18 protein-coding genes and 1 tRNA gene are annotated in these 21,971 nt (G+C 65.0%); 11 read left to right on the forward strand and 8 right to left on the reverse strand.

What is annotated here, in order from left to right; translation table 11 throughout:
- Positions 1-61: 61 nt before the first annotated feature.
- The 3 genes from NF551_RS02120 to NF551_RS02130 form a co-directional block, all read right to left on the reverse strand.
- Positions 62-4,546: an ExeM/NucH family extracellular endonuclease gene (locus tag NF551_RS02120; protein ID WP_227896173.1), complete on the reverse strand. Its 4,485-nt coding sequence runs from the start codon at positions 4,544-4,546 to the stop codon at positions 62-64.
- Positions 4,547-4,765: 219 nt separating this feature from the next.
- The gene (locus NF551_RS02125) at positions 4,766-5,338 is read right to left on the reverse strand and encodes a septum formation family protein (RefSeq protein WP_227896172.1); all 573 of its coding nucleotides are present in this window, start codon (positions 5,336-5,338) and stop codon (positions 4,766-4,768) included.
- Between the two features lie 230 nt (positions 5,339-5,568).
- Positions 5,569-5,656, reverse strand: a tRNA-Ser gene (locus NF551_RS02130).
- Between the two features lie 66 nt (positions 5,657-5,722).
- On the opposite strand from NF551_RS02130, the gene NF551_RS02135 reads away from it, so the two are divergent.
- The 6 genes from NF551_RS02135 (at position 5,723) to NF551_RS02160 (ending at position 11,674) form a co-directional block, all read left to right on the forward strand.
- Positions 5,723-6,700, forward strand: coding sequence for an NAD(P)H-quinone oxidoreductase (locus NF551_RS02135; RefSeq protein ID WP_227896171.1), 978 nt, complete (start codon positions 5,723-5,725; stop codon positions 6,698-6,700).
- Positions 6,701-6,823: 123 nt separating this feature from the next.
- The gene (locus NF551_RS02140; protein WP_227896170.1) at positions 6,824-9,127 is read left to right on the forward strand and encodes a carbon starvation CstA family protein; all 2,304 of its coding nucleotides are present in this window, start codon (positions 6,824-6,826) and stop codon (positions 9,125-9,127) included.
- Complete coding sequence (locus NF551_RS02145; protein WP_227896169.1) at positions 9,127-9,318, forward strand: YbdD/YjiX family protein; 192 nt, start codon at positions 9,127-9,129, stop codon at positions 9,316-9,318. Before NF551_RS02140 ends, NF551_RS02145 begins: the two co-directional genes overlap by 1 nt.
- A gap of 214 nt (positions 9,319-9,532) precedes the next feature.
- Complete coding sequence (locus tag NF551_RS02150) at positions 9,533-10,234, forward strand: bacterial proteasome activator family protein (protein ID WP_269437265.1); 702 nt, start codon at positions 9,533-9,535, stop codon at positions 10,232-10,234.
- A gap of 13 nt (positions 10,235-10,247) precedes the next feature.
- Positions 10,248-10,721: a hypothetical protein gene (locus NF551_RS02155; protein WP_227896168.1), complete on the forward strand. Its 474-nt coding sequence runs from the start codon at positions 10,248-10,250 to the stop codon at positions 10,719-10,721.
- 116 nt (positions 10,722-10,837) lie between these two features.
- Positions 10,838-11,674 carry an aldo/keto reductase gene (locus tag NF551_RS02160; protein WP_227896167.1) on the forward strand — a complete coding sequence of 279 codons (837 nt, stop codon included), beginning with the start codon at positions 10,838-10,840 and terminating at the stop codon, positions 11,672-11,674.
- A 98-nt stretch (positions 11,675-11,772) separates the two neighbouring features.
- On the opposite strand, the gene fliW is transcribed toward NF551_RS02160, so the two are convergent.
- Genes fliW through flgN form a run of 4 tightly spaced genes read right to left on the reverse strand, consistent with a single transcriptional unit; the run spans position 11,773 to position 14,986 of the window.
- Positions 11,773-12,171: a flagellar assembly protein FliW gene (fliW, locus tag NF551_RS02165; RefSeq protein WP_227896166.1), complete on the reverse strand. Its 399-nt coding sequence runs from the start codon at positions 12,169-12,171 to the stop codon at positions 11,773-11,775.
- A complete protein-coding gene (flgL, locus tag NF551_RS02170) occupies positions 12,168-13,067 on the reverse strand; it encodes a flagellar hook-associated protein FlgL (protein ID WP_227896165.1) in 900 nt (299 codons plus the stop codon). The genes fliW and flgL overlap by 4 nt, the downstream gene beginning before the upstream one ends.
- A 3-nt stretch (positions 13,068-13,070) precedes the next feature.
- Positions 13,071-14,471 (reverse strand): flagellar hook-associated protein FlgK, encoded by a 1,401-nt coding sequence (flgK, locus tag NF551_RS02175; RefSeq protein ID WP_227896164.1) that lies wholly within the window; start codon positions 14,469-14,471, stop codon positions 13,071-13,073.
- A gap of 29 nt (positions 14,472-14,500) precedes the next feature.
- Positions 14,501-14,986, reverse strand: a complete 486-nt coding sequence (gene flgN, locus NF551_RS02180; RefSeq protein WP_227896163.1) for a flagellar export chaperone FlgN — start codon at positions 14,984-14,986, stop codon at positions 14,501-14,503.
- A 263-nt stretch (positions 14,987-15,249) separates the two neighbouring features.
- Here flgN and NF551_RS02185 point away from each other — a divergent pair, with 263 nt between their 5' ends.
- The 5 genes from NF551_RS02185 (at position 15,250) to NF551_RS02205 (ending at position 19,393) form a co-directional block, all read left to right on the forward strand.
- A complete protein-coding gene (locus NF551_RS02185) occupies positions 15,250-16,098 on the forward strand; it encodes a sigma-70 family RNA polymerase sigma factor (protein ID WP_227896162.1) in 849 nt (282 codons plus the stop codon).
- Between the two features lie 123 nt (positions 16,099-16,221).
- The gene (locus NF551_RS02190) at positions 16,222-17,052 is read left to right on the forward strand and encodes a flagellin N-terminal helical domain-containing protein (RefSeq protein ID WP_227896161.1); all 831 of its coding nucleotides are present in this window, start codon (positions 16,222-16,224) and stop codon (positions 17,050-17,052) included.
- A gap of 241 nt (positions 17,053-17,293) precedes the next feature.
- Entirely contained in the window at positions 17,294-18,634 is a 1,341-nt protein-coding gene (fliD, locus tag NF551_RS02195; protein WP_227896160.1) for a flagellar filament capping protein FliD, read from the forward strand.
- The gene (fliS, locus tag NF551_RS02200) at positions 18,631-19,059 is read left to right on the forward strand and encodes a flagellar export chaperone FliS (protein WP_227896159.1); all 429 of its coding nucleotides are present in this window, start codon (positions 18,631-18,633) and stop codon (positions 19,057-19,059) included. The genes fliD and fliS overlap by 4 nt, the downstream gene beginning before the upstream one ends.
- A complete protein-coding gene (locus NF551_RS02205) occupies positions 19,049-19,393 on the forward strand; it encodes a hypothetical protein (protein WP_227896158.1) in 345 nt (114 codons plus the stop codon). The genes fliS and NF551_RS02205 overlap by 11 nt, the downstream gene beginning before the upstream one ends.
- A gap of 21 nt (positions 19,394-19,414) precedes the next feature.
- Here the strand turns inward: NF551_RS02205 and NF551_RS02210 are convergent, their stop codons facing one another.
- Entirely contained in the window at positions 19,415-21,805 is a 2,391-nt protein-coding gene (locus tag NF551_RS02210) for an ATP-binding cassette domain-containing protein (RefSeq protein ID WP_227896157.1), read from the reverse strand.
- Between the last annotated feature and the right edge of the window lie 166 nt (positions 21,806-21,971).

A 21,971-nucleotide genomic window follows, 5' to 3' on the forward strand; every position in this document is an offset into this window, starting at 1 on the left:
GGCACCGTCCGAGGGTCTCCCCTCGGACGGCGCCGCTTAGCCATTGCCTAGCCGGTGCGGGTTAGCCGCGGCCGGAGAGGCAGATCAGGTACCGTGCGTAGTCCACCGCGTACTTGAGCCAGCCCCGCAGATCCCACCAGTTCTTCGGCTGGACGGGACGGACACAGGTGGGCTGCTCCGGTGCTGCGGGCTCAACAGTGACCGGGATGGTGACCGTTGTCCCTGACGGATCAGCGGTCAGCACCAGGGAGCCGGGGCCGGACGCCGACGCCGGAATGGCGGCGGTGACGCTGGCGGCACCGGCAGTTACCGGGACCGTTCCAAGTGCGACGGCGGTTCCGCCGGCAGGGACCCAGCTCACGGCCAGTGTGGTGTTGGCCGGGCTGCCCAGGGAGGTCAGGTCCAGCTTCTCCACGGTGAAGGCGACGCTGGAACCGGCCTTTGCGGTGGCCGGAGCACCCTTGACGACTACGCCCTGGCGGGCGAAATCGGGGGAGACCGGGCTGCTGGCCTGCAGGTAGCTGATCCACGCGTCACGGTCGATCAGGCCGGAGTCACGGGTGTCCGTGCCCTGGGCGAAGGTGGAGAAGTTGTCCCCGCCCTGCGCCAGGAAGCTGAACGTACCCACGCGGTAGGCCCGGTCCATGTCCAGTGCTTCGCCGTTGACGGTGACCGACTGGATCCGGGAGCCGCGGGCCTGGTCCGGATCGTAGGTGTAGGTCACGTTGTCGGAAAGCCCCAGGGCCAGAAAAGCCCGGGAATTTCCGTCAGGCTGCCACTGCTCTTCGAGGACCGACTTGAGCTGCGCACCGGTCAGGGTGGTGGTCCACAGGTTGTTCACGAACGGCAGCACGGCGTTGGCTTCGGCGTAGGTGATCACGCCGTCCTCGTCGTAGTACAGCTCGGCCCGCATGCCACCCGGGTTGACGACGCCGATTTCGGCCCCGCCGCGCTCAGGTGAGCCGAGCGAGGAGAGCAGCGAGTCGGCCACCAGGTTGCCCAGGGTGGACTCGTTGCCGCGGTCATCGCGGGATGTTCCGGCGAACGCCGTGGTGATGTCCGCTGTGACCGAGCCGATCGGCTGGTTGCCGACCTCGGCCGCGAACGCCAGGGCGGCGTCGACAATCCGCTTTACTTCGGCAACCGCCGGGTACGCGGAAACCAGCTCTGCTGCCGGAGCAGCAGTGCGGGCCACGTTGCCGGCCGCGTAGGAAAGGACCTCATCCGTCTCGGCGCTGTATTCGAGCTGGATCTGGCCAATGTATTCACCATAGGAGCCGGTCTGGACCACGGGACGGGTCTTGCCCTCAACACCGGGGACCGGTGCGTCCCACGCGTACTGCTTGTGCGTGTGGCCCGTGTAGATGGCGTCCACCAGTGCGCTGGTTTCCGTCACGATCTCCGCGAAGGCACCGCCGCCGGCGATCTCCTCCTCCAGCGTGGCGCCGTCGAGGGTCCCGGAGCCGGCACCCTCGTGGTATTCGGCGATGATGACGTCGGCGAGGCCTTCGGAATCCAGGCGCTCAGCGACTCGGTTCACTGCTTCCACCGGATCGCCGAACTCGAGCGTGGAGATGCCGCCGGGGGAAACCAGGGTGCCGGTCTCTTCGGTGACGGCTCCGATCACAGCCACCTGAACGCCGTTCACGTCCAGGATGGTGTACTCCGGCAGCGCCGGGGTTGTGGTGCCCTTGAGGTAGACGTTGGCGCCCAGGTAGTCGAAGTCGGAGGCGGGAACCACACGGTCAGTGAGGTCCGCGAAGCCGCCGTCGAACTCGTGGTTGCCCACTGCCGAGGCCCGCAGGCCCAGCGCGTTCAGGACGTCGATGGTGGGCTGGTCCTGCTGTACCGAGGAGGCGAACAGGGATGCACCGATGTTGTCGCCGGCGGAGAGGAACAGCGAGCTGCCCTCTTCAGCGGCAGCCTTGAGCTGCTCGACGGTACCGGCGAAGTTGACGGTGTTGGCGTCAATGCGGCCGTGGAAATCGTTGATGTTGAGCAGGTTCAGGTCCGTGACCTCGGCCTCAGCCGGAACCAGGTTCATCCCCACCAGGATCGGATCGTGGTCCGAGGAACGGTAGGGATCCGCTGCGTAGTAGTCGGTGGCGTTGTAGTTGTACCGGCTGTATTCGAAGGCGATCGATTCAACCGAGTTGATGTTCCAGATGTCGGTGCCGGTGACATCCTCAGCAGCAGCGGGGGAGGCCAGGATGTGATCCAGGGATCCGACCAGGCCGCTGAAGGCGTAGGAGTGCTTGCCGGTGGCCTTGCCCAGGTTCAGGTACCCGGCTTCAGCGAAGACCTGCATGGGGTCTTCTGCGGCGTAGGAGTTGAAGTCACCGAGCAGGAAGACCCGATCGGTTCCGGCATCCTGCGCCACGGTGTCCGCAAACGCTGCCACGGCCTGGGCCTGGCGGACGCGGTCGGCGTTCCAGCCGCCCTGCCCGTTGTCTGCGTTTTCGCCGCTCGCCGGCGCGGAACCCTTGGACTTGAAGTGGTTCGCGATCGCCACGAAGCTCTCGCTGTCTTCCCCGCCGGCCGGCTTGAAGGCCTGGGCCAGCGGTTCGCGGGCGTTGGAGAAGACGCTCTCATCGTTCAGGATCACGGACTCGCCCACCGGTTCAGCGGTAGCGGTCCGGTAGATGAACGCAGTGCGGATCACGTCTTCGTCGTCGGGCAGCGCCGACGGGGAGCGGACGTAGTCCCAGGTGCCGGGCGCGTCTGCGTTCAGTGCCTCGGTGAGGTGGGCGAGGGCGGTGTCCCGGTCCTGTCCCAGCTCGGCGGAGTTCTCGATTTCCATGAGACCGACGACGTCGGCACCCAGGGCATTGATCGCCGCAACGATTTTCGCCTGCTGGCGTTCGAGGTTCGCCTCGTTGGCTGCGCCGCGGGCGTCGCAGCCGCCGCGGACGGTGACCGGAGCGCCGGAGCGGTCGTTGTAGTAGGTGCAGCCGGTGAGGTCGTCACCGGTGGTGCTGAAGTAGTTCAGCACGTTGAAGGCGGCGAGCTTGAGGTTGCCGCCCACGCTCTGCGGTGCCGGCGTGCGGGTGTTTTCGAACGACGCCGGCTGGACAGTGTCCGCGTTGGCCGGAGTCAGTTCGGTCAGCGGCTGGAAACGCCAGGCGCTGTTGCGGAAGTCGAGGATCACATTCGTGGTGAACTGCGCCGGGGCACCGATGCGCACCGGGTCGGTGGACGTCAGGTACGGCAGCGGCTTGGACTGGTTGGCTGCGGAGAGGAAGTTGGTCGTGGCGCCGTCGTCGAGCTTCACGGCCTTCGCCGCATTGGTGGCGACAACCGCCGCGTGCTCCGGGGTACCAACGGGCGCGACGGCGGTGGGCTGCACCAGCGTCTCGGTGCCGGCGGCGAGACCGATTTCCGCGTACTGGTTCAGCGTGTAGTTGTCCGTGACGGTGAAGTCGCCCTGGGGTGCCAGCAGCATGGCCTCGAGGGTTTCCCGCTCGGCGTCCGTGGCGGGCCAGGTGACCGTGGCGGGCTTGACCTCTTCAGCGGGTTCGCTGAGCTTGGTCAGTGCACCTGCGGGAACGGTCAGCTGGGTCAGGCCGAAGTACTCGCCGACGGTGCCGGTGACCTCGACGTAATCGCCGATCGCTACCTGGCCGACGGTGGCCGAGGAGAAGACGAAGATGCCGTGGGATGCCGTGTGGGTTGCGGGGTCCAGGTCGCCGCCGGTACCGGGGGTCTGGAGGTAGTAGCCGCTGAAGCCGCCGGTGGGGTAGGCCGCGGTGACTTTTCCGCGGGTGGTGACGTTCTGGCCGACCAGGGCGCTGGTGTCCCCGGGGCCCTGGATCTCGGCGATCGTAACCGCGCCGGCCGGAGGATCAGTGGGCTCCGGGTCCGTCGGCTCGGGATCTGTGGGCTCGGGGTCCGGAATGGTTCCCCCGCCCGCGGTGTTCGTCGGAGTGACGGAAGCACTGAGAGTGAAGTCTGAGGCGTTGTTGTTCGTGTCCGCGAACCCGGTCCGGTTCAGCGACTTCGGATCAGAATTTCCGGCGGGAGCCGCGGCAGGCGCGGTTTCGAAAGTGTTGGAGGTGCCGTAGCCGAGCAGGTCGACGACGCCCGCCTGGCCGGTCACGGAGCCGGTGGGAAGCGGGTTCACCGCAGCGGCCTGGTTGGAGAGCACCAGGGTTCCGGCGGAACCGGAGAAGCTTGCCCCGATGGTGGCGTCCGCAGCAGGCAGCGCCGTGCCGTTGGTGCCGTTGCTGGCGCCCTGGATCAGGTAGTACCCGCCGGCGGCGATCGTGCCGGAGAGCCGCCCGACGCCGGTGGGCGGCGCCGTCGTACCTGCGGCGCGGTACTGGAGCGACCACCCGTCCAGGCTGACCGGGGCGCTGGTGGGGTTGTACAGCTCAACGAACTTGTTGGTGAACGGAGCGTTGGCGCTTCCTCCGCTGAGGTAGGCCTCGTTGATGATGACGCCGGGGAGCGCTTCCTCGGCGTGGGCGGGCAGCGCCGCCAGCGGGCCGGCCAAAAGGCCGGCAGACAGGGCTGTTCCCAGCGCTGCCTTCCATCGGGTAAATCTCATGCCTCATTGCTCCTTGGGGAACGGGTGCCGGTTGCTGGGCAGGCGGTAGCGGCCCGGAAAAGCGGCAGTGGGTGCGGTGAACCCCTTCTGGATACCATCCCGGAGTGACAGGCATATTAATTCCCTCCCTTTGAGGGCCTAACGGGAGGTAACTATTGACAAATAGAAGAAAGGGGACCTAACCGCTTTGGTTAGGCCCCCTTTTCAGCGCAAGAACTACTAGACGTTCGAGTTCTTCACCGTGGTGCTCAGTTTCTCGCCGTCCACCCGGTAGGCGCTGCAGAGGATTTCGCGGTCATTCCCCAGCGTCCAGGATGTCGGGGTTGGTGTCAGGTAGCCGATATCCAGAGCGGATACGGAGTAGTCCGTGCCGATGTAGGGCTGGAACTCAGCGAGGCAGAAATCCTGGGCCATGGCGTCCACGGCCTCGTCGCCGGGGTAGGGGCCCGCTTCCATGTCCATGGCTGCGTAGACCTCGGAATCGTGCGGCTGGGTGCAGGGAAGCACGTCAACGGCGTCGACCTCCTCAGCATCCGGGTCTTCGGCCATGCAGTCCCCGACCTTCAAGTCGACGGCGTCGACGGTTGCGGCAGAGACCTCTTCCTCTGCCTCCTCGCGGGCTACGGTCTCGGCTTCCGGCGGGGCCGATGCCGCGGCGGGTGACTCGCCGGCCTTCGGTTCGTCGTTGTCTGCGGAGACTGAGGCTCCGCAGCCGGCGAGCAAGAGTGCAAAGGCGGCAGCCGTGATGGCTTTTCCGGCGCGGGCCAGAGGTACCTGGCGGGCGGGATTCATGCGAGTAACTCCTTCTGCGGTAATTGGTTTTGGTTCTCCATCCCCCAATGGGCCGGAAACCACCAGAAGAGCCTATGTGCGCCGCAAGCACGCTTATAAATTGGCAAAGTAACATCCGTGAGCAGTATGCATTGGCATCGAAGATGGCAAACAAAAACACCCCGGTCCGCAGACCGGGGTGTTTTGCTGAGCCGTTACATCCCTTGAGGATGTGCAGGCTTCCGCAGGAGCGGAAGGTAAGGGATTCGAACCCTTGGTACGGGGTTACCGCACACTGGTTTTCAAGACCAGCTCCATCGGCCGCTCGGACAACCTTCCTCCGCTTAGTAGTCTGGCAGATGAGCGCAGTTCACCAAAATTTTCGCCACGTCCGCAGGAGGCATCATGAAGGCGATTGTCATTACCGAACCAGGCGACGCGGACGTGCTGGCCCTCCGCGACGTGCCCGCTCCCGTCCCCGGTCCCGGAGAAGTCCTCATCGATGTTGCTGCAGCGGGACTCAACCGCGCCGACGTGCTGCAGCGGCAGGGCAAGTACCCGGTGCCCCCGGGTGCCCCGGAGTATCCGGGCCTGGAGGTTTCGGGCCGGGTCGCTGCCGTCGGCACCGGGGTGGAGGGCCTGGAAGTGGGGGCCGACGTCGTGGCCCTCCTGTCGGGCGGCGGTTACGCGGAGCAGGTGGCGGTGCCGGCCGGACAGGTGCTTCCGGTCCCGCCGGAACTGGACCTGGTCACGGCCGCGGCCCTGCCGGAGGTCGCGGCCACTGTGTTCTCCAACCTCTTCATGGCTGCCGGGGTCCGCGAAGGCGAGTATGTCCTGATCCACGGAGGGGCCGGCGGAATCGGGACCATGGCCATCCAGCTGGTGGCGGCGTTCGGGGCGGTTCCCATGGTGACGGCCTCGAGCCCGAAAAAGCTGGCGCTCGCCGAGAGCCTCGGCGCCAAAGTGCTGATCAACTACAAAGAGCAGGACTTCGTGGAAGAGGTCCGCCGGGCCACGGACGGCAGGGGAGCGGACGTCATCCTGGACGTCATGGGAGCCAAGTACCTGCAGCGCAACCTGGATGCGCTCGCCGTTGAAGGCCGCCTGGTGATCATCGGCCTGCAGGGCGGCACCCGGGCAGAGCTGGACCTGAACGCACTGATGACCAAGCGCTGCGCTGTCATGGGCACCACCCTGCGCGCACGGCCGGAAGCCGAGAAGAGTGCCATCATGGCAGCCGTCGGCGAGTACGTCTGGCCGCTGCTGCGCGACGGGACTGTGAAGCCTTTGGTGGACCGCACCTTCCCCCTCGCCGAGGCTGCCGCGGCACATGAGTACTTTGATTCCGGTCGGCACACCGGGAAGATCCTCCTCACGGTCTAGCGGCGCGCCCCCGGCGGGTCCGGCGTGTATGTGAGCTGCACCGCACCGGCACTGCTAACCTCTTGCGCATCACCTGCACCCTATCGGGGTGCGGACCCGCACTGCTGACAAGGGGTACGCATCATGAGTGAGAACAACCGGCGCCGAAGGGACCCGGACCGCCGGGACCCGGGAGCGTCCGACGCAGACGTCCTGGTCCAGGACCCGGACCTGCCGCCCGTTGCCGTTGACGACGACGCAGCGCAGGCGGAGGAACGCCGCTGGACGCCGTTGAAGATTGCCGTCTGGGTGGGCATCGCCCTGCTTGGCGGCATCAGCTGGACCATGCTGGCGATCGTCCGCGGCGAGACGGTCAACGCCATCTGGTTCGTCTTTGCTGCGGTCTGCACGTACCTGATTGGTTACCGGTTCTACTCCAAGTACATCGAGCGGCATCTGCTCAAGCCCAATGACCGCAGGGCAACGCCCGCGGAGTACAAGGCGGACGGCAAGGACTACGCCGCCACCGACCGGCGGGTGCTCTACGGCCACCACTTCGCTGCGATCGCCGGTGCCGGCCCGCTGGTCGGTCCGGTCCTGGCCGCCCAGATGGGTTACCTGCCCGGCACGGTCTGGATCATCGTGGGTGTCATCCTGGCCGGCGCCGTCCAGGACTACCTGGTCATGTTCTTCTCCATGCGCCGCGGCGGCCGGTCCCTGGGCCAGATGGCCCGCGAGGAACTCGGCCTGATCGGCGGCACGGCTGCCCTGATCGCCACCCTGACCATCATGATCATCATTGTGGCCATCCTGGCACTGGTGGTCGTGAACGCGCTCGGGGAAAGCCCGTGGGGCGTCTTCTCCGTGGCCATGACCATCCCGATCGCGCTGTTCATGGGCGTGTACCTGCGCTACCTGCGCCCCGGCAAGGTCAGCGAAGTCTCCATCATTGGGTTCGTGCTGCTCATGCTCGCGATCGTTGGCGGCGGCTGGATCGCTGACACCGAGTGGGGCGTGGCGATCTTCTCCCTGGACCGCGTCACCATCGCCTGGGGCATCATCATCTACGGCTTCATCGCCGCCGTCCTGCCCGTCTGGCTGCTCCTGGCCCCGCGCGACTACCTCTCCACCTTCATGAAGATCGGCACGATCGTCATGCTGGCCGTGGCAATCATTGTTGTGCGGCCGGAGATCAGCGTTCCGGCTTTCAGCGAGTTCGCTTCCCGGGACGACGGCCCGGTGGTCGCCGGCCCGCTGTTCCCGTTCCTGTTCGTCACGATTGCCTGCGGTGCACTGTCCGGATTCCACGCCCTGATCTCCTCCGGAACCACTCCGAAGATGATCATGAAGGAACGCCAGACCCGGTTCATCGGCTACGGCGGCATGCTGATGGAATCCTTCGTGGCCATCATGGCCCTGGTCGCGGCAATCTCCCTGGACCGCGGCATCTACTTCGCCATGAACTCCTCCGCCGCTGCCACCGGCGGAACCGTGGAGGGCGCCGTCGCGTTCGTGAACTCCCTGGGCCTGGTGGGCGTGAACCTCACGCCGGACATGCTCACCTCCCTGGCGTCCGACGTCGGCGAGGAGTCCATTGTGTCGCGCACCGGCGGTGCGCCAACGCTGGCAGTCGGCCTGGCGATGATCATGCAGAGCTTCATCGGCGGCCCGGCAATGATGGCGTTCTGGTATCACTTCGCGATCATGTTCGAGGCGCTGTTCATCCTCACCGCCGTTGACGCCGGCACCCGCGTGGCCCGCTTTATGCTGCAGGACTCGATCGGGAACTTCATTCCGAAGTTCCGGGATACGGGGTGGCGCACCGGCGCCTGGATCTGTACGGCGATCATGGTCGCCGGCTGGGGATCGATCCTGATCATGGGCGTCACCGATCCGCTGGGCGGCATCAACACGCTCTTCCCCCTGTTCGGCATAGCCAACCAGCTCCTGGCAGCCATTGCGCTGGCCATCTGCCTGGCGATCCTGGCCAAGAAGAATGTCTTCAAATACATCTGGGTAGTGGTGCTTCCGCTGGCGTTCGCATCGGTCGTGACCATCACCGCGTCGATGTACAAGATCTTCTCCCCCGTCCCGGCCGTGGGCTACTGGGCGCAGCACAACGCGTTCCGGAACGCCCTGGAGGCAGGGGAGACCAGCTTCGGCACTGCAAAGACGGTGGAGGCAATGGAAGCCGTTGTGCGGAACACGTTCGTGCAGGGTGTGCTCTCGATCCTGTTCGTGACGCTGGCGATCATCGTGATCATCACCGCAGTGATCGCTTCGATCCGGTCCTACCGCTCCGGCGGGGCTCCGAGCGCCGAGGATCCCGCCGTGCCGTCGCGGACCTTCGCACCGGCCGGCTTCTTCGCCACTGAGGAGGAGAAGAAGATCCAGGCAGAGTGGGATGCACTGCCGGAGGACAAGAAACCGGCGGTGGCGGGGCACTGATGACAGCCGTAGTTGGACACCTGCGCGGATTTGTCCGCTTCTTCCGCGACGTGATGGGGGAGGACGCGTACCGCAAGTACCAGGCCCACCATGCGGCGTCGGGCTGTTCCGGGCCGATGCTGAGCGAGCGGGAGTTCTGGCGGGACAAGATGGACCGGCAGGACGCCAATCCCGGCGGGCGCTGCTGCTGACCCCGTAAATCCGCATCCTGTCCGTGCCCCCTCCGGTGCATTACCCATCGAGAGGCCAGTTACGGCTCCTTTCAGCCCTGAAAAGAGCCGCAACTGGCCTCTCGGTGTGAGGGGCAGCGCGCGGCCGCCACTACTTCGCAGAAAAGCGCGGGGAAGAACCCGAAAGCGGGCAGGACCCCGGAACATCCCGGGGCAGGCGTGAGAGCATTAATCCATGACTGAACAGAACGGACCTGGCGCCGGTCCCGGTGTCGAACACGCTGCGGGTCCCGGTGCGGGCCCAGCGGCGGACCCGGCTGCTGAGTCCCGGGACGCGGCCGGCCCGGACGCCCGGACGGGCGGATCAGCCGGGCAGCCCGGAGACCAGTCCGACGAAGCGGCAGAGACTCCGAGCAAGTCGGGCCCGCCCAAACTGAATGAGCTGGTGGATGAACCGGCCAAGGTCATGCGCATCGGAACCATGATCAAGCAGCTTCTCGAAGAGGTGCGCAACGCCCCACTGGACGACGCCGCCCGCAACCGTCTGGCGGAGATCCACGACCGGTCGCTGAAGGAACTCTGTGACGGGCTGGCCCCGGAACTGGTCAGCGAACTGGAACGCATCAACCTGCCCTTCCTGGACAACGCCACCCCTACGGACGCCGAGCTGCGGATCGCCCAAGCTCAGCTGGTGGGGTGGCTTGAAGGACTCTTCCGGGGGATCCAGACTGCGATTGCCGCCCAGCAGACCGCCAACCAGCAGCTCCAAAGCCGGCTGCAGCTGCGGCAGCTCCCACCTGGGACAGTCCTCGCCCCCGGCGTGGTGATCGGGGAGAACGGTGAACCGCGCCGCATGGCCGGCAGTACGGGCCAGTCCGGCCAGGGCGGAATGGGTTCCCAGGCCGAGCCCCAGGCCGGCCCCGGACAATATCTGTAGAATCTCGGGCAGGATGGCACTTTTCGCAGCAGCCCGGCAGGGGCGCAAGGACGACGTTGAACTCGGCAAGGGTGTGTGGCGCCGCGCCCACGACCGTTTCACCCGCGGGCTGGACCGCTACCACCAGATGCTCGAAGGCGTAGCTGACGACGCGCTCTACAACGAGCTGGCCCTGGTAGCGAACGAGCTCTCGGGACTTTTGCCGCGCGTCCGCGCCGTCTGTGCAGCCGCCCAGAAACACCTGCCCAGCACCGGGCAGGACATTCCGGGCGGACTGATCGCCGTGCACCGTGCCCTGTCCCGGTCCGGCAACTCGTTGGCTGCCACAGCCGAAGCCGCAGCCATGTCCCGGTTGGAAGGCGAACGCTGGGGGATTGCCTCCGCAGGCCTGGAGAACGTCCGGCGCAGGGCCCAGCTCGTGGAAGAGGACATCGCCGAAGCTGAGCGGGCACTGGGAACGTACCGGGCGGGCAGCACCCCCGCGTAGGAGCGGCAGTAACCGGGCGTCACATTGCCCAAACCCTTCCCGCACCGATTTCGCGTCCAGCAAACAGCGGCCGGTTTGGTCCTGGAGCCGGGGGTACTGGGTGGAGGATGGTGACCATGACTACATCCCCACTCGTGACTTTCAACGACGGCAACACCATCCCCCAGCTCGGCTACGGCGTCTGGCGCGTTGCGGACGACCTCGCGGAGAAGACCGTGGGCATGGCCTTCGAGGCCGGCTACCGCCACATCGACACCGCCAAGATCTACGGCAATGAAGCAGGCGTCGGCCGCGCCATTGCCGCTTCCGGCCTGCCGCGCGAAGACCTGTTCATCACCACCAAGGTCTGGAACGCCGACCAGGGCTTCGAAGAGACGCTGGCGGCCTTCGACGCGTCCATGGAGCGCCTGGGCCTGGAATACCTTGACCTGTACCTGATCCACTGGCTGCAGCCGAAGCAGGGCAAGTACGTGGAGACCTGGAAGGCGCTGATCGAGCTCCAGAAGTCCGGCCGGGTGAAGTCGATCGGCGTCTGCAACTTCACGGTTGAGGCACTGCAGGAAATCATTGATGCCACCGGCGTCGTGCCGGTCCTGAACCAGGTGGAAACCCATCCGTACCTGGCCCAGTCCGAGCTGCGCGAGTTCGAAGCGAAGCACAACATCAAGCACGAGTCCTACTCGCCGCTCGGCTCCGGCCAGGGCCTGCTGGATGACGCAGTGCTGCAGGAAATCGCCGCAAAGTACGACGGCGCCACCCCGGCCCAGGTGGTCATCGCCTGGCATCTGGCACTGGGCAACATCGTGATCCCGAAGTCAGTGACAGAGTCCCGCATCCAGGAGAACTGGGCCGCATTGGACCTCAAGCTCTCCGACGAGGACATCCAGGCAATCAACGCCCTGGATAACGGCACCCGCTTCGGCGCAGACCCGGCGACGTCCGACTTCGCCTAGCCTCACCCAAAAAACGAGATAGCAGAAAGTGCACGTCCCAGCTTTGGGACGTGCACTTTCTGCTATCTCGATGGGGGGAGGGGCGGGGAGGAAGCCGGTTACGCCGCAGCGACCGTTTCCAGCGACGCACGCAGCGGCAGGTCGCGTCCCTCCAGGATGACCTGGGCGCACTGCCAGGTGCGGGTGTTGATGATGACCGGTGCCAGCAGGTTCACCGTGGTTCCGGAGTCCGCCGGGTTGGCGACCACCAGGACGCGGGCGTCCGCGGGGTCGGTCAGGCCCAGCTGGCCGGCCTGCTCATCAGAGATCTCCGGGTGGTACTCCGGCAGGTACACCGAGGCGTCAATGGCGTAGAAACGCCGGACTCCCGCGGAGGTATCCGTTCCGGTGAGCGAGTACAGGCCGCTGGCGCCGTCGACGTCCACGAGCGCGAACTCGGTGAGGGGCTCCAGCCCGGGAGGCGGGGCCAGGAAGGAAACCGGCGTTACGGTGCTCATCGCAGGAAGTCCATCAGCGTGGGCTGCAGGACCTTGGCCGTGACCGCCAGGGATGACTGGTAGGCCAGCTCCTGCAGCTTCAGGTCCAGGATGACCTGCGCGGTATCCAGGTCTTCGATGCCAGAGCGCCGGGTTTCCAGGCTGACGGACTGCTCCACGTTGGTTTCCTCTGCTTTCAGCACGCGGGCGTGGCGGATGCCAACATCGGTCTGCGCGGTGAGCACGGTGTTGATGCTCTCGTCGATGGCGGCCAGGTGGCTGCTGATGCTGGCGTTGGCCCGCAGGTCGGTGACCAGGGAGTCGATCTTGGTGAAGACGTCGCCGAAGACCTCCGCGGCACTGGCATCCACCCGTACCGTGGTGCTGGCGTCAATCCTGCGGCTAACCGGGCCGTCACCGGCGCCGGTGAAGGTGTAGGTCGACGCCGTGGCGGGCGGCACCGGCGGATTCTCGACGACGGCGGCACCGGCATCGGAGTTACCGGCAAAGATGGTCCGGCCCAGGTAAGAGGTGTTGGCCTGGGTGATCAGGTCCGATTTCAGGCCCTCGATCTCGGTGGCGATGGAAGCTTTGCTGGCCGCCGTCGTCGTCGCGGTGGCTGCGGTGATCGACAGGTCCTTGATCCGGGTCAGGATGTCGTTGGTGCGGGTCAGCGCGTTGTCCAGGGTGGCCAGCCAGCTGTTCGCGTCTGAGATATTGCCCTTGTACGCAGTGTTGGCGCGGATTTCGCCGCGGACTTTCAGCGCGTCCGCAGTGCCTGCGGGATCGTCCGACGGGCGGGTGATGGCTGCCGAAGTGTGGGCCTGCTCCTGGAGCTTGGCGAGCCGGGACATGTTCGCCTGAAGATTCTGCTGCGCGTTGCGCGCCATCATCAGGTTGGAGGTGCGGGTGATCACGGGTTACCTTCCCACAATGCCGGTGCGGTTGATGAGTGTGTCGAGCATTTCGTCGATGGCGGTCATGACCCGGGCTGAGCCCTGGTAGGCGTGCTGGTAGGCCAGCAGGTTGAGGTTTTCCTCATCCAGGTCCACGGAGGAGTTGGAGAGCTGCATGCCGACGGCGGCGGAAGCGGCTACACCGGCGAGGTCTGCCTGCTGCATCTCTACCCGGGTACTGGCGCCGATGCCGCTGACGAAGTTGGCCCAGATGGAATCGGGCGATCCTGCTCCGGCACCCAGCTGGGCGATCGCGTCCGCAATCGAGTTGTCCAGGTTGCCGTTGCCAACAGCGCCGGTGGCGATGCCCGAGGCATTCGCCGGGACAACCTTCAGTGACAGTGCAGCGGGATCCGTGGTGTGGCTGAAGAAGTCGCCGACGACGGTGCCTGCGGTATTGGTGCCGCCGTTGTGCACGGCGTTCACCGCGGTGGCCAGTGACCTGGCGAAGTTGTTGTAGCCCTCGGCAGCGGAGGCGAGGATACCGCCGTCGGCTGCCGGAGCCAGGACGCTGAGCACACCTGCGATCTCGCCGCTGGCGGCCATGTTAATGCCCGGGCGGTGGCTCCATTCGAGCCGGGGCGCGTCGGCGCCCATGGCGATGCCGCCGGCAACCTGTACCGGACGGACGATGTCCCCGGAGACGATTGCGTTGCCGTCGATCAGCACGTCCACCATGCCGTGCTCCGACTCGCGGACGGTGCCGCCGGCCAGGGCAGCGATGGTGGTGGTCAGTGCGTTGCGCTGGTCGATGAGCTCATTGGCGGTGCCGCCTGAAGCCTGGACTGTCCGGATCTGCGCGTTGATGGCAGCGATCTGGGACGCTGTGCCGTTGAGCTCCGCTTCCATGTCCTTGAGCTGCTTGTAGGCGCCGGTCCACTGTTCCTCTACAGCCTGGTAGCCGGTGGCGACCTGGGTGGCGAGCATGGTGGCCTGCCCGATCAGTGCGGTGGCGGCAGCTTCGTTGCCCGGCTTGTTGGACACTCCCTGCCACGCCGCCCAGAACTCGGTGAGGGAGGCGGAGATGCCGTTCTTGCCCGGCTCGTTGAGGCTGGCCTCGAGGCCGGCCAGCGCATTGGCGCGGACAGCGGAGAAGCCGGAGGCCGCGGCCGTGGCACGGACCCGGGTGTCCAGCTGCATGCTGCCGAGCCGTGCGATGCCGTCGACGGAGACGCCCTGGCCCACCCGGGCACCGGTGGCGAACTTGCCGGTGATGGCTGCGCCGCCCATTGCGGAGGTGGTGACCCGCTGGCGGGTGTAGCCGGGAGTGTTGACGTTGGCGATGTTCTGCCCGACGACGTCGAGACCCTTTCGGGCTGCACTCAGACCGGTGTAGGCGGTGTTCAAGCCGCTGAAGGTGCTCATGGCGTGATGATTCCTTTGTTCACAGGTCTCTAGAGTTGCTTATCCACGATCCGGGCGCCGCTTCCGGACCCGGCCGAAGTTCCACTGGAGTTATACGTTTTGCTTTCGGTTCCCAGGCCCGCGAGGGTTTCCTGGGCGGACCGCGCCGCTGTGCGGAGGAACTGCTCGTTAGTGTCCCGCAGGTCGCGGATCTTCACGGTCAGTTCGGTCATAGCCTGCAGGTGCGACATGAATATCTCAGTCCACGGCCCCGGAGGTGCGGCGGCGATAATCTGCCGAAGAGTTGCATCTTCGGCTATGCCCCACTCCTGCGCGAGTTCGGAAACGGCCACCGTCCTGGCCAGATTCGCTACACGCAGGCGTTCCAGGACCTGTTCCACTTCCCGGGTTGCGTGCTGCAGCCAGCGGGTTTTGCCGGAGGTAAGAAGCAGTTGTTCTTCTTCGAGCTTGAAGGTCAGGAGCTCCAGGAGTTCCCGTTCTTCCCAGAGTAATGCGGACAATTTCTGGGTACCCATGCCTAGCTCACCTCCCGCGATGCACGCGAATGTCTTATCTCCGATGGGTGTGGACGCACACCCAGCAACGGGTTCAAAGACACCCGCTGACGCAGGCCCTCAAAACTTTTAATCCGTCGGAAACACCTATCGGCGCTTCTACCCACAATGTTAGTGGTATGTTGCAGCTATTACGCCAAAGTAAGGGATGAACCGGGAGTCTCAGCTCCTGTCCAAGCGGTCAGCGTGTTTTGTTGGGGAACAAGGACTTGGGGGTCCACTAGTTGAATCGCGAAGAACGCAACCTTTTGGTTGTCGAAAACTTACCTTTGGTTGGTTATCTGGTCTCAGAGGTGTGTGCCAAAGCCACGCATCTTTCCCGGGATGACCTGGCATCGGTTGGGGCAATTGCCCTGATTACGTCCGCCGACTCCTTTAATGCGGAGCTGGGTGTGCCTTTTGGGGCCTACGCCCGACGGCGGATCGTTGGCGCTTTTGCCGACGAGATGCGCTCGAACGACTGGGCAACCAGGACCGCACGCAAGCGCATCAAGGAAACCCTCGCAGTCAAGGAAGCGCTGACTGCTGCCCTGGGTCGCTCACCGAAGGTGGACGAGATCGCTTCCGCCATGGGCGTGGACCGGGCTGCGGCCGAGGACGCGCTGGCGGATGCATCACGCACTGTCTCCCATTTGGACGACGCAGCTTCGGACTCCCTGGTCAGCGCGCTGCCCTCGCCCGAAGGCTCTGCCCTGTCCTCCGAGCGGATGCAGTACCTGCGTGCCGCCGTCGAGGCCCTGCCGGAGAAAATGCGCTACATCGTTGAACAGGTCTACTTCCATGACCGCTCGGTCAAGGACCTTGCCGCTGAACTGGGTGCTACCCACTCCGCGGTGTCCCAGCAGCGTGCCGAAGCTGTCCGTCTGCTGCGGGACGGGCTGGGCACCCACTACTCCGATGCCGATACTCCGGCGCCGATCGAGTCGCGGATTTCGCCGGCCAGGCGCAACGCCTACCTCGCATCAGTGGCGGAGTGGACCGCCGGCGGACTCACCCGCCAGGATCCGCATTTCAACCCCGCTGCCTTCCGTGCGCCGGGTGGACACGGGCCGCTGAACGCCGCCGTGTCCTAGCTCTCAAAAAACTGCAAAATTCTTTTCCGAATTCCTAACACGCCCGTGATGGGGGCCGATAACTAGGGGTACAGGCCCACGGACGGGCCTGGTAGTTATCGCCCAATCACGGAGGAATTCATCATGGGTTTCACAATTGCAACTAACGTCTCTTCGCTCAATGCGATGCGTAACCTGACCCTGAACCAGACGGCTCAGTCCAAGTCGGTGGAGCGCCTCTCCAGCGGCCTGCGCATCAACCGTGCAGCTGACGACGCTGCCGGCCTGGCCATCTCCGAAGGTCTGAAGAACCAGATCTCCGGTCTGCAGGTTGCCGGCCGCAACGCACAGGACGGCATCAGCCTGGTCCAGACCGCTGAAGGCGCCCTGACCGAGGTCCACAACATCCTGAACCGTGTCCGTGACCTGGCCATCCAGGCCGCGAACGATACGAACAACGATGACTCCCGGGCAGCAATCCAGAAGGAAGTAACCGCTCAGGCTGCTGAACTGACCCGTATCGCTGCAAGCACCAACTTCAACGGCATCGACCTGCTCGCCGGCGGTGACCTGCAGATTCAGGTTGGCGCCAACGGTGGATCGGGCAACGTTGCCCTGAACGAGATCACGGTCAGCCTGACGGATATCGGAGCCGTTGCAACCAATGTTGCCGCGCTGGACCTGACCTCGCAGGCTACTTCATCCGCGGCAATCGAAAGCCTGGATGCCGAGATCATCGCGGTTTCCGGCGCTCGCGCCGACCTGGGTGCACAGCAGAACCGCCTCGAGTCCACCGCACGCTCCATCGCGGTCTCCGTCGAGAACCTCTCTGCTGCCAACTCCCGTATCCGCGACACCGATATGGCCACGGAAATGGGTAACTTCACCAAGTCCCAGATCCTGTCCAGTGCTGCCACGGCCATGCTGGCCCAGGCTAACCAGATGAACTCCGGCGTTATGCAGCTCCTGCAGTAATAACGGAATCATCCGCGGCGCGGCTTCGGCCGCAACGCAACCAGCAGTAACCGCTTGACCGGCAGGTGAATGGCCGCTGGCGGGAAAAGAATGACTTGGACCTCACACTTTTCCCGCCAGCCCATTCCCTGCCTGCGGCGTTTTATCCGGCCGCAGGACCTCACCTTTCAGCATGACCAACGGCATCTTCCCTCCGCAGCAGCGGGTCAGAACCTGAGGGAAACGTACAAGGAGCATTCGCATGGCGCTAGGCATCGACGGACTGATCAGCGGTATCGATACGACCTCCATGATCAAGCAGCTCATGGATATTGAAGCGCGGCCGCAGGTCCTGCTGAAAAACAGGGTAAGCAGCACGCAGACGTTTGCCACCGCCCTGCAGAACCTCAACACCAAGATTGCCTCACTTGCTGAAACTGCTGGAAAGACGGCGGAGCCGGCCGGCACGGACCTGTTCAAGGCCAGCACCACTTCAGACAAGGTGACCACTGCAATCACCTCGGGCGCCGCTGCAGGTTCCCTGGACATTTCCGTTTCCCAGACCGCTACAGCACAGGTTTCGCTGTCTGCAGCCATGGCGGCGTGGCCCTCGAACAGTGTCCTGGCCATCTCGGCCAATGGGACAGTGACGTCCTTTGACACCACGGACAAGTCCCTGGACCAGGTCATCAGCGAAGTCAACAAAGCCAACCTCGGCGTCACCGGCGTGAAGATTGCCACCGGAAGCGTGGACGGCGTCCAGCAGTACCGGGTACAGTTCACTGCTGCCAAAACCGGCTCCGAAGGCGCGTTCACGGCCAGCCTCGGCGGCACGGACATGGACGTCCTCAAGACGGCACAGGATGCCAAGCTCACCCTGTGGGCCGGCACACCCGCAGCGCAGGAGATCACGTCCTCCACCAATACCTTCAAAGCCCTGATGCCGGGTGTGGACATCACGCTGGCAGCGGACACCCCGGCCAACACCGCGCTGACCATCAACGTGGCCCGAGACGACGAAGCGATCTCCAAGGTCGCTTCGGACCTGGTGGCCGGACTGGCCGATGTGTTCGCGTACATCAACCGCAACAGTGCCGTCACGGTCTCCACGTCTTCCGGCAGCACCAGCGCCTCCGGTGGTGTGTTCACCAGCGACGCCGGGATCCGTGACATCAAGCGGCAGATCATGGAAGCTGCGACGTCGCCTCTTGACGGCCGTTCACCATCGGAAATCGGCATCGTTATTACCAAGGACGGCACGGTTGAGTTCGACGCGGAGAAGTTTGCTGCTGCCATGGCTGCTGATCCCACGAAGACACAGGCAGCGATTCAAACGATCGCCGGACGAGTCGAAGCGGCCGGCAAGGTGGCCTCGGACAAGTACGACGGTCTGATCACCCAGCGCATCACCGGCCAGGAATCGACTATCCGGTCGCTGAACACCCAGATCGAAGACTGGGACAGGCGCCTGGCTAGCCGCGAGTCGACGCTGAAGATGGTGTGGAGCAACCTCGAAGTCAAGCTCAGCCAGCTGCAGAGCCAGCAGGACTGGCTCACCGGCCAGCTCGCCTCGCTGAGCTCGTCCAGCTCAGGAAAGAAGTGACCGTGAGCTACGGGCTGCAGGCCAAGCGGGCCGAATTCATCCGTGATGCGGTGATGTCGGCGTCTCCCGTCCGGCTGCTCACCATGCTGTACGACCGGATGCTGCTGGACCTCAACCGGGCCGAAGCAGCCCAGCAGGCAGGCAATTGGAAGGCTGCCAGCGAGCAGCTGATCCACGCCCAGAGCATCGTGGCTGAACTCAGCGGCACGCTGAAGGTGGACGAATGGGAGGGCGGGGAGAACCTCCAGGCCATCTACGGTTACGTGATGAAGGCCATGGTGGAAGCCAACCTGCAGCACAGTGCAGCCATGACCCGCGAGTGCATCAACCTGCTGGAACCGCTCCGCGCCGCCTGGCATGAAGCCGCAGCCCAGCTGCCCGCCGCTGCGCCGGCAGCAACCGGAGGTACCCTCGGTGTCGGCTGAACCAGTGGAAGAGTACCTGACTCCGCACCAGGAGAACCTTGAACGCTGGGATGAGGTACTGACCCAGCTCGAGGACAATCTTGAAGCTTTCATGGACGGCACAACCGTCTTGGACCAGGCGCGCACCGTCGCCAGCGCGTGGCATCCGCCGCATGCGCTGGGACCGCTGCCCGCCGAATACGCCACCCGGGCCCGGCTGCTGTCGATGGCCCAGCAGCGTGCGTATGCGCAGCTGCGCAGCGAATCCAGGATGATCCGGCAGCAGGCCGAACTGATCCGCAGCGTTCCGACTGCCTCCTCCGGCGGCGCGGTCTACCTCGACGTCTCGGGCTAGGCCCGTTCCTGCAGGGCGGCGCTAGCCTCCCACATAGGCGGCCAGGTGCTCCCCGGAGAGGGTTGATCTTCCGGCCACCAGGTCCGCCGGTGTCCCCTCGAACACCACCCGGCCGCCGTCGTGCCCTGCTCCCGGACCCATGTCGATGATCCAGTCCGCGTGGGCCATGACCGCCTGGTGATGCTCGATCAGGATCACTGACTTTCCAGAGTCGACCAGCCGGTCCAGCAGGCCCAGCAGCTGCTGCACATCTGCCAGGTGCAGTCCCGTGGTGGGTTCATCGAGGACGTAGATATCGCCCTTGTCCGCCATTTGGGCGGCGAGCTTCAACCGCTGGCGTTCACCGCCGGACAGCGTGGTGAGCGGCTGCCCCAGACTGAGGTACCCGAGCCCCACGTCCGCCAGGCGCTCCAGGATTTTCTGGGCTGCAGGGGTCTTCGCGTCGCCCGCGGCAAAAAACGCTGCAGCTTCCGTCACGGACATGGCCAGCACCTCAGCGATGTTCCGGCCGCCCAGGGTGTACTCCAGCACGGCAGCCTGGAAACGCCTGCCTTCGCACTCCTCGCAGGTGGACTCCACCGTGGCCATGACTCCCAGGTCTGTGTAGATGACCCCGGCACCGTTGCAGACCGGGCAGGCGCCCTCGGAATTAGAGGAGAACAAGGCCGGCTTGACCCCGTTGGCTTTCGCGAACGCCTTGCGGATGGGCTCCAGCAGGCCGGTGTAGGTCGCGGGGTTGCTGCGACGTGAGCCCTTGATCCCGCCCTGGTCAATCACCACGACGCCGTCGCGCTTGGCCACCGAGCCGCGGATCAGGGAACTCTTCCCGGATCCCGCCACCCCGGTAAAGGCACAAAGGACACCGAGGGGAATGTCGACGTCGACGTCCTGCAGGTTGTTCAGCGCAGCGCCGCGAACCTCCAGCACCCCCGAAGCGGTCCGCACAGTGTCCTTCAGCCGGGCCCGGTCATCCAGATGGCGGCCGGTCACCGTCTCCGAGGCGCGAAGACCGTTCAGTGTGCCCTCAAAGCAGATTTCGCCGCCTCCGGAACCGGCACCGGGGCCCAGGTCCACCACATGGTCGGCGATCGCGATCATTTCCGGCTTGTGCTCCACCACCAGTACGGTGTTGCCCTTGTCCCTGAGCTGGATCAGCAGCTGGTTCATTCGCTCGATGTCATGCGGGTGCAGCCCGATGCTTGGTTCGTCGAACACGTACGTCACATCCGTCAGGGAGGATCCCAGATGCCGGATCATCTTGGTCCGCTGGGATTCACCGCCGGACAGGGTGCCTGACGGGCGGTCCAGGGACAGATAGCCCAGCCCGATGTCCGTGAAGGAATCCAGCAGGTGCTGCAGTCCGGCCAGCAGGGGAGCCACCGACGGTTCGTCCAGCTCCCGCACCCACTCGGCGAGGTCGCTGATCTGGAGGGAGCACAGGTCGGCGATGTTCTTTCCCCTGATCCTGGAGGCAAGGGCCTCCTGCGCCAGCCGGGTGCCGCCGCACTCGGGACAGGTGGAAAAGGCAATGGCCCGATCCACGAACGCCCGGATGTGCGGCTGCATGGCTTCGCGGTCCTTGGACAGCATGGACTTCTGGATCTTGGGGATCAGCCCTTCGAAGGTGACGTTGATACCCTCGACCTTCAGCTTGGTGGGTTCCGCGTACAGCAGGGCGTGGAGTTCCTTCTTGGTGAACTTCGCGATGGGCTTGTTCGGATCGAAGAGGCCGGTGTTGCTGAAGATCCGCCCGTACCAGCCGTCCATGCTGTAGCCGGGGATGGTGAGCGCCCCTTCCAGGATGGACTTGGAATCATCAAAGAGCACGGTGAGGTCGAAGTCGCTGACGTTCCCCATGCCCTCGCAGCGCGGGCACATGCCGCCCAGCCGGTTGAACGTGGCTTTCTCCGCCTTGGTCTTTCCGCCGCGTTCCACGGTGATGGCCCCGCTGGCCCTCACGGAGGGAACGTTGAAGGAGTAGGCGTTGGGGGAGCCGATGTGCGGGTCGCCGAGCCTGCTGAAGAGGATGCGCAGCATGGCGTTTGCGTCGGTGGCGGTCCCCACCGTGGAACGGGGATTGGCACCCATCCGCTCCTGGTCCACGATGATCGCCGTGGTGAGTCCTTCCAGCCGGTCGACGTCGGGCCGGGCGAGGCTGGGCATAAACCCCTGGACGAAGGCACTGTAGGTCTCGTTGATCATGCGCTGGGAATCCGCGGCAATCGTGGCGAAGACCAGTGAGCTCTTGCCTGATCCCGAGACCCCGGTGAAGACCGTGAGCCGCCTCTTGGGAATGTCGAGGCTGATGTCCTTGAGGTTGTTTTCCCGGGCGCCCAGCACCCGGATCATCTCGTGGCGGTCGGCGGGATGAGCCGAGGGGGACTGCGTTGAAGGATCCGTGGCTGTGCTCATGGTTGCTCCCTGGGATGTCCAGCATCTGTGGTGTGCCACGTTACCCGCGCTGCGGGAAGGCATGCTTCTTTAATTCCGACCACCCTTCTACTTGCTTTATCCCCGCGCGATACCTCGAAAAATACTTACGCTTGCCGCCAAACCGCCGATAGCAAGCAGTGAGCAT

This window comes from Arthrobacter caoxuetaonis (genome assembly GCF_023921125.1).
Lineage (GTDB): Bacteria > Actinomycetota > Actinomycetes > Actinomycetales > Micrococcaceae > Arthrobacter_B > Arthrobacter_B caoxuetaonis.